Source organism: Kocuria sp. (assembly GCF_030536815.1).
Taxonomy (GTDB): Bacteria; Actinomycetota; Actinomycetes; order Actinomycetales; family Micrococcaceae; genus Kocuria; species Kocuria gwangalliensis.
Window position 1 is genome coordinate 1 of record NZ_JAUNPE010000138.1, and the last position, 5,800, is coordinate 5,800.

The 5,800-nt window shown below is 61.2% G+C and carries 8 protein-coding genes and 1 pseudogene; all 9 read left to right on the forward strand.

Annotated features, from left to right (window positions below; translation table 11 throughout):
* Nucleotides 1-320: DUF933 domain-containing protein (locus tag Q4E95_RS10665; RefSeq protein WP_303383290.1), on the forward strand; the 320-nt coding region annotated here is incomplete at its 5' end.
* A 437-nt stretch (nt 321-757) separates the two neighbouring features.
* Nucleotides 758-1,108, forward strand: a complete 351-nt coding sequence (locus Q4E95_RS10670) for a type II toxin-antitoxin system RelE/ParE family toxin (RefSeq protein ID WP_303383291.1) — start codon at nt 758-760, stop codon at nt 1,106-1,108.
* A 5-nt stretch (nt 1,109-1,113) separates the two neighbouring features.
* Complete coding sequence (locus tag Q4E95_RS10675) at nt 1,114-1,419, forward strand: helix-turn-helix transcriptional regulator (protein ID WP_303383292.1); 306 nt, start codon at nt 1,114-1,116, stop codon at nt 1,417-1,419.
* 423 nt (nt 1,420-1,842) lie between these two features.
* The gene (locus tag Q4E95_RS10680) at nt 1,843-2,970 is read left to right on the forward strand and encodes a hypothetical protein (RefSeq protein ID WP_303383293.1); all 1,128 of its coding nucleotides are present in this window, start codon (nt 1,843-1,845) and stop codon (nt 2,968-2,970) included.
* Between the two features lie 137 nt (nt 2,971-3,107).
* Nucleotides 3,108-3,458 (forward strand): annotated as a pseudogene (locus Q4E95_RS10685) (type II toxin-antitoxin system RelE/ParE family toxin).
* A gap of 11 nt (nt 3,459-3,469) precedes the next feature.
* Nucleotides 3,470-3,769 carry a helix-turn-helix transcriptional regulator gene (locus Q4E95_RS10690; RefSeq protein ID WP_303383294.1) on the forward strand — a complete coding sequence of 100 codons (300 nt, stop codon included), beginning with the start codon at nt 3,470-3,472 and terminating at the stop codon, nt 3,767-3,769.
* A gap of 204 nt (nt 3,770-3,973) precedes the next feature.
* Entirely contained in the window at nt 3,974-4,333 is a 360-nt protein-coding gene (locus Q4E95_RS10695) for a hypothetical protein (protein WP_303383295.1), read from the forward strand.
* Nucleotides 4,333-4,923, forward strand: a complete 591-nt coding sequence (locus tag Q4E95_RS10700) for a zeta toxin family protein (RefSeq protein WP_303383296.1) — start codon at nt 4,333-4,335, stop codon at nt 4,921-4,923. The genes Q4E95_RS10695 and Q4E95_RS10700 overlap by 1 nt, the downstream gene beginning before the upstream one ends.
* 314 nt (nt 4,924-5,237) lie before the next feature.
* Nucleotides 5,238-5,675: an AAA family ATPase gene (locus Q4E95_RS10705; protein WP_303383297.1), complete on the forward strand. Its 438-nt coding sequence runs from the start codon at nt 5,238-5,240 to the stop codon at nt 5,673-5,675.
* Nucleotides 5,676-5,800 lie beyond the last annotated feature (125 nt).

The following is a 5,800-nucleotide window of genomic DNA, read 5'->3' on the forward strand; positions in this document are numbered from 1 at the left end:
TGTCCGGCCAGGACGAATCCGGCCTGGACAAGCTGGCCCGCACCGGTTTCCAGACTCTGGGTCTGCAGACCTACCTCACCGCCGGCCCCAAGGAATCCCGCGCCTGGACCATCAACAAGGGCGACACCGCACCCAAGGCTGCCGGGGTGATCCACACGGACTTCGAGCGCGGCTTCATCAAGGCTGAAGTCGTGTCCTTCGACGACCTGGTGGCCGCCGGATCCATGGCTGACGCCAAGGCTGCGGGCAAGGTCCGTATTGAGGGCAAGGACTATGTGATGGCGGATGGGGATGTAGTGGAATTTAGGTTCAATGTGTAAAACCACTGGTCAGGGTAGTTCGGTGTCTGAGGCTGATCGGCTCTGGATTTCCGCTTCAGCGGCTGAGCTCTAACCGACCCTGAACCCGGGGCGAGCTCGGTACCCGCCCTTTGCGAGGCTAGGGAATGTTCTTTGGCGGAGGGTCTGGCAGTGATTGATTCGCTACGGCGTTTGGCCGATGATGACCCGATTCGATTCCTACCCTGCGGAGACAGGCTCCGGGAGATTCGAGATGGTGTGGTGCCGCTTGGGGCCGGCGGTGCAGAAGTATCGCTCCTGAGCGTTGCGGGGTTTGCGAGTAGCGGCATGTGCGATGAGCAGGGCATGCGTTCCCAGCCGTGGCGGCACGGTGGAATTTCGCTTCGCGCTCTAACTTCTGGAGCTGTGAAGGGGTCGGTTCTTGTGCAATAGACCCTATAAGGTCTATGCTGAGTGGCATGTGGAGCGTGGACATTGAGCTCATCATGGGGTGGCTCGCTTCGCTGGATGACGGTTCGCGTGAGCAGGTGGTCGCCGCGATCGAGCTTCTGGAGGACCGAGGTCCTCACCTCGGGCGACCCATTGTCGACACCGTGACCGCATCCCGTCACAGGAACATGAAGGAGCTCAGGCCAGGCTCATCCGGCCGGTCCGAGTTGCGAGTGCTGTTTGCATTCGACCCAGAACGATCGGCGATCATGCTGCTGGCAGGAGACAAGGCCGGTGACTGGAAGCGCTGGTACAAGAAGAACATCCCGCTGGCCGATGACCTGTTCGACGACCACCTGAAGGGACTGAGAGGAGAGTGACTCCCATGGCAAAGACTCTGAAGGACTTCGTCGCCGAGCACCCTGTCGACCGAGATCGCGTGGAGGCCCATAAGGAGCGGATGCTTGCTGAAGTTCGTGCCTACAGCCTGCGCGAGTTGCGCGAACAGGCCGGACTCACCCAGGCGCAACTCGCGGAGCGTATCGGCGTCGGCCAGCGCCAGGTCTCGAAGATCGAGCACGGGGATCTTGACAGAGTGAAGGTCGGCACCATCCGCAGCTATCTCGAGGCCGTCGGCGGTGAGCTCGCACTCGAGTACGTAATGGGTGACCAACGCATGCAGGTCGCCTGATACCAAACGTTGCTCGGCGACGGAACGTGGTGGAATTTAGGTTCAATGTTTAGTGGAGTTCCGGTTAAACGTCTAATTTCTGGCGGGAAACGATAATCCGGTCGCGCGACTGCGCGTTGCGCGTTACCGAGCAGTGCGGGCGTTTGTGGGGTCGTTGTTCGCTATGCCAATGCACTTTGCGCCCGCCATCATCGATGGTCGCCCAGCAGAACAGATTGACGCGATTACAAAGTTACGAGGCGTCGCATGACATACGGGTGACCGTTAGGGTCGTCGATGCCAGGGATGTCCAGGCCATCAAGGATGTATCCATGGCCGACTCCGACGGCTCGTCCAATATGATTCGATTGCGGGTAGCCCTGAAGTACTATGGGCAATCGGATCGACCTCTGCGGAGCCTTCGCAAGTGATATTGGAGGGGTGATGAGCGCTGATCTTCACGGACAGTTCCTGAAGTCTCGAAGCCAGGAGTTCGGCTCGGATCGGTGCTTCATATGCGGAATGCACATCCCTGAAGGGTCGGACCAGCGGACGGCCGAGCATGTCTTCCCGAAGTGGCTGCTAAGAGAGCTCGATCTGTGGGACCGCACCATTACCCAGATCGACGGACGGACTCTCGCCTATCGGCGGATGACTGTGGCGTGCTGCCTGACGTGCAACGGTACAGACTTCAGCCCGATCGAGAGTCGTGTGAAGGCTGCCTACCGCAACGGGCTCGAAGCCTTCACGCGACTCGACCGACGCGATCTGTTCCTCTGGCTCGGGAAGATTTACTACGGGCTCGTCTGCCGCGAGAGCCTCCAGCCGCGAGACGTGAGCGACCAGGATGGGGCGCGCCTCGTGCCCGAAGAGCATCTGAAGGATGTCGCATTTCACCACTTTCTCCTCCAGGCAGTGGCGGGCGTCGTTGCTTGGGCACCACCTGACCCAGGCCCCGCCAGTTTCCACTTCTTCGAATGCCTCGACGACGAGGACCCCGTCCGCCGGTTCGACTACATGGACGACCTTTTCGTCCCAATGCTCGGTCTACGTATGGGCAAGATCGGTGTGGTGTGCGTGCTCCAGGACTGGGGGCGCTCTGAAGACGTCCAGCAGCCGCATCTCAACGTGGCGCGCGGTATCAAGCTCCACCCAACGCAGTTCAGAGAGGCGTATGGACGTCTCAACTACATGACCAAGGCCTCGTGGAAGAACAAGATCCATCCGATCATCGGAGGCAAGGACGTCGTCACTGTCCTGGCCGGGCCGCCGGACGACTTCGCGGGGACCTTCGTCGTCGAGGATTTCGCGCGCGTGATGGCCGGTGTATGGGAGGTGCCAGTTGAGGCCATCTACAAGGATGGCCACACCGTCTCGACCATCTACGACACGAGCGCCGGTGTACCTACCGCGGTTCCTGACCAGCGCGGCATCTTTACTGCCCCATACGGCAACACTGGCCTCTGGCCCGCACACCGAATGGATTTGAGAGAGCAGGGTTATCCGCCAACGGCAGACTGGGATCGCTTCGACAGCGGTGATAGTCCCGACGGGCCGGGTGCACCTTGTTGACCACTCGTGAGATCGCGACGTTCATCTCAGTCCGAGCCGTAGCACTCGTGATGAGACGCTTCACGTAGGCCATTGCGGAGGTGTGAGACTCCGTAACGACTAATAACCGTAGAATCTGAAAGTTCTATGCTGTGGCTATGTGGGACGTGGACATCGAGTTGGTCGCGGGATGGCTCACCTCACTGGATGATGAATCGCGGGAGCTGGTGGTCGTTGCGATCGAGTTGCTGGAGGTCCAGGGTCCGAAGCTCGGGCGGCCGCTCGTGGATGCGGTGACCACATCTAGGCATAGGAACATGAAAGAATTGAGGCCCGGCTAGTCGGGGCGGTTTGAGCTTCGCGTACTATTCGCTTTCGATCCCGAGCGCGGATCGATCCTCTTGGTTGCGGGGGACAAGGCCGGGAACTGGAAGCGCTGGTACCGCAAGAGCATTCCCGTGGCCGATGACCTGTTGGATGAGCGCCTACGCGAGCTGAAGGGAGAGTGACCGAGACGGCCATGAAACTGAGAGACCTCCTCGCCGAGCACCCGGTGCACCGGGCGCGTGTCGAAGGGCGCAAGAAGCAGATGCTCGCCGAGGTTCGGGCCTACCGGCTCCGTGAGCTGCGGGAGGCTGCTGGCCTTACACAGGCGCAGCTTGCGCCGCGGATCGGGGTCTCGCAGCGCCAGGTGTCCAAAATCGAACGCGGAGACCTCGACAGCGCAAAGATCGGCACTATCCGGGGATACCTGGAGGTGGTCGGCGGTGACCTCGCCATCGAGTACGTGACAGGGGACTCACACGTCCAGGTTGCATGATGGCAGGGCGTCCGGGTCGTCGTTGCACGGTCTTGGTCGGCACCTCCGCCAGAGGTTATTCAGCTACGGAACGTGGTGGAATTCCGGTTTAACGTATAAAAGCAGTGTCTGACTTCTGATGGCTTCGGGGCGGACAAATGTTGTTGATGTAGCAAGTTTCGAGGTTGCCGGTTCTCCAGTGTAGTACGGTGCTACACTGATGGTATGTCGAGAGCCAGCCAGCCGACCCGCCTTCCCCCGGACGTGTACGAGTCCGCGACAGCCGCAGCGCACATTGCCTCACGCACAGTGCCGCAGCAGATCGCACATTGGGCCCGGCTCGGGCGAGAGCTGGAGATGTCACCGCAAGTTAATCATCGTGAGGTCGTCAGGGTCCTGGCAGGGTCGGGCTCCTACGACGCGCTCGGTAAGCCCGAGCAGGCCATCGTCCGAGAGGAATGGGCCAGTCGCATCAGCGAGCTGCGAGCCGGGCTGAACTATGAGGCTGAGTTCGCCGCCGCGGGGGAGTCGTATTCCGAAGCGGATGAGAGCGGCGACGTCATCGTGCATCCGGTTCGCGACTGATGCCGGTCCTCCATCTACTCGCCGGGTCTAACGGCGCGGGGAAGTCCAGCTATGTTCGCGACGTGCTGATGCCGACTACGCACCTGTCGTTCATCAATGCTGACGAGATCGCGGCAAAGACGTGGCCCGATGCCCAGGCCGAGCACGCCTACGAGGCGGCGCGGATCGCGGAGGCGCAACGACGGGACCGGATCGCGGACGGTGCCTCGTTCATCTCGGAGACGGTGTTCTCCCACCCGAGTAAAGTTCAACTCGTCGCCGATTGTATCGAGGCCGGGTACCTCGTTCACTTGCACGTAATCACGGTCCCGATCGACCTCACCGTGCAACGCGTCCTCGAGAGGGTACGCCGTGGTGGTCACGCGGTGCCGGAGCACAAGATCCGCGAACGCTACGAGCGGCTGTGGGGCAACGTTAGCGCGGCGATCCGGCTCGCTGACACGGCGGAGCTGTTGGATAACAGCAGTGCACGCATACCGTTCCGACTCTGTGCCCGTTACGAGCACGGCGCGCTGATCGGGTCTCCGAGCTGGCCGGAGTGGACGCCGGCTGCGCTGCGAGAAGGAACGAGCGGCCGCGGGGGATGCTAAGCCTTGCTGCAGGGATGACGAATCTGCGAATGGAGGTCGTCTCCTCGAACAGGCGGACAGGCTGGACTGTCAGGTTGCTCTGATCTTCCGAGTGACAATCACGCGACTGGTCGACGCCAGACCCCCGGGGGCAGCTGAACCGGACCGTAGCCGATGGCTCGGCCCGCATGAGCCGCCTGCGCTCGCCACCACACAAGCCGCTGTCATCACAGGTAATTCGACCGTCGAACGCGGTGGAGTTCCGGTTCAACATGTAATCTTGGGCCTGATTCGACCTGTTGAGACGAAGTCGCTCCGCCGCTAGGTTTGGTGTCATGCCTCGTATCCTGATCACGGGAATGTCGGGAGCCGGGAAATCGACGGTGCTCGCTGAGCTGGCGCGCCGCGGGCGAATCACCGTCGATACCGACTTCGATGGCTGGGAGCTGTCCGGCAGCATGTGGGACGAACCCCGAATGACTGATCTGCTTGCGCAGCACGCGAATGTTGTGGTGTCGGGTACGGCCGAGAATCAGGGGCGGTTTTACGATCGTTTTGAGCACGTCGTCCTCCTCAGTGCACCCATCGACGTGCTGATCGAACGCATCGCGACGCGAACCAACAACCCGTACGGACGCACAACGGAGCAGCAGCGAGACGTCCGGCGATATGTGCGGGAGGTCGAGCCGCTTCTTCGCAGGGGTGCGACTGTTGAGCTGGACGGCCGTCGGTCCGTCGTGAACCTCGCCGATGATATTGAAGCCCTGGAATAGTTCCTTTCCGTTCATGTAAACGCACGAGAGGTTTCTTCCCACCGGAACGTGGTGGAGTTCCGGTCCAATGCGTAGCGGAATCCTGTCTCAATGTCTGGCCCGTCCCAGCACTGTGCGATGTGACC

What these genes read in the sequence shown, in the direction of transcription:
- Q4E95_RS10670 (WP_303383291.1), top strand. Translation starts at nt 758, where the DNA reads ATGTGGAGCGTGGACATTGAGCTCATCATGGGGTGGCTCGCTTCGCTG.
- Q4E95_RS10675 (WP_303383292.1), top strand. Translation starts at nt 1,114, where the DNA reads ATGGCAAAGACTCTGAAGGACTTCGTCGCCGAGCACCCTGTCGACCGA.
- Q4E95_RS10680 (WP_303383293.1), top strand. Translation starts at nt 1,843, where the DNA reads ATGAGCGCTGATCTTCACGGACAGTTCCTGAAGTCTCGAAGCCAGGAG.
- Q4E95_RS10690 (WP_303383294.1), top strand. Translation starts at nt 3,470, where the DNA reads ATGAAACTGAGAGACCTCCTCGCCGAGCACCCGGTGCACCGGGCGCGT.
- Q4E95_RS10695 (WP_303383295.1), top strand. Translation starts at nt 3,974, where the DNA reads ATGTCGAGAGCCAGCCAGCCGACCCGCCTTCCCCCGGACGTGTACGAG.
- Q4E95_RS10700 (WP_303383296.1), top strand. Translation starts at nt 4,333, where the DNA reads ATGCCGGTCCTCCATCTACTCGCCGGGTCTAACGGCGCGGGGAAGTCC.
- Q4E95_RS10705 (WP_303383297.1), top strand. Translation starts at nt 5,238, where the DNA reads ATGCCTCGTATCCTGATCACGGGAATGTCGGGAGCCGGGAAATCGACG.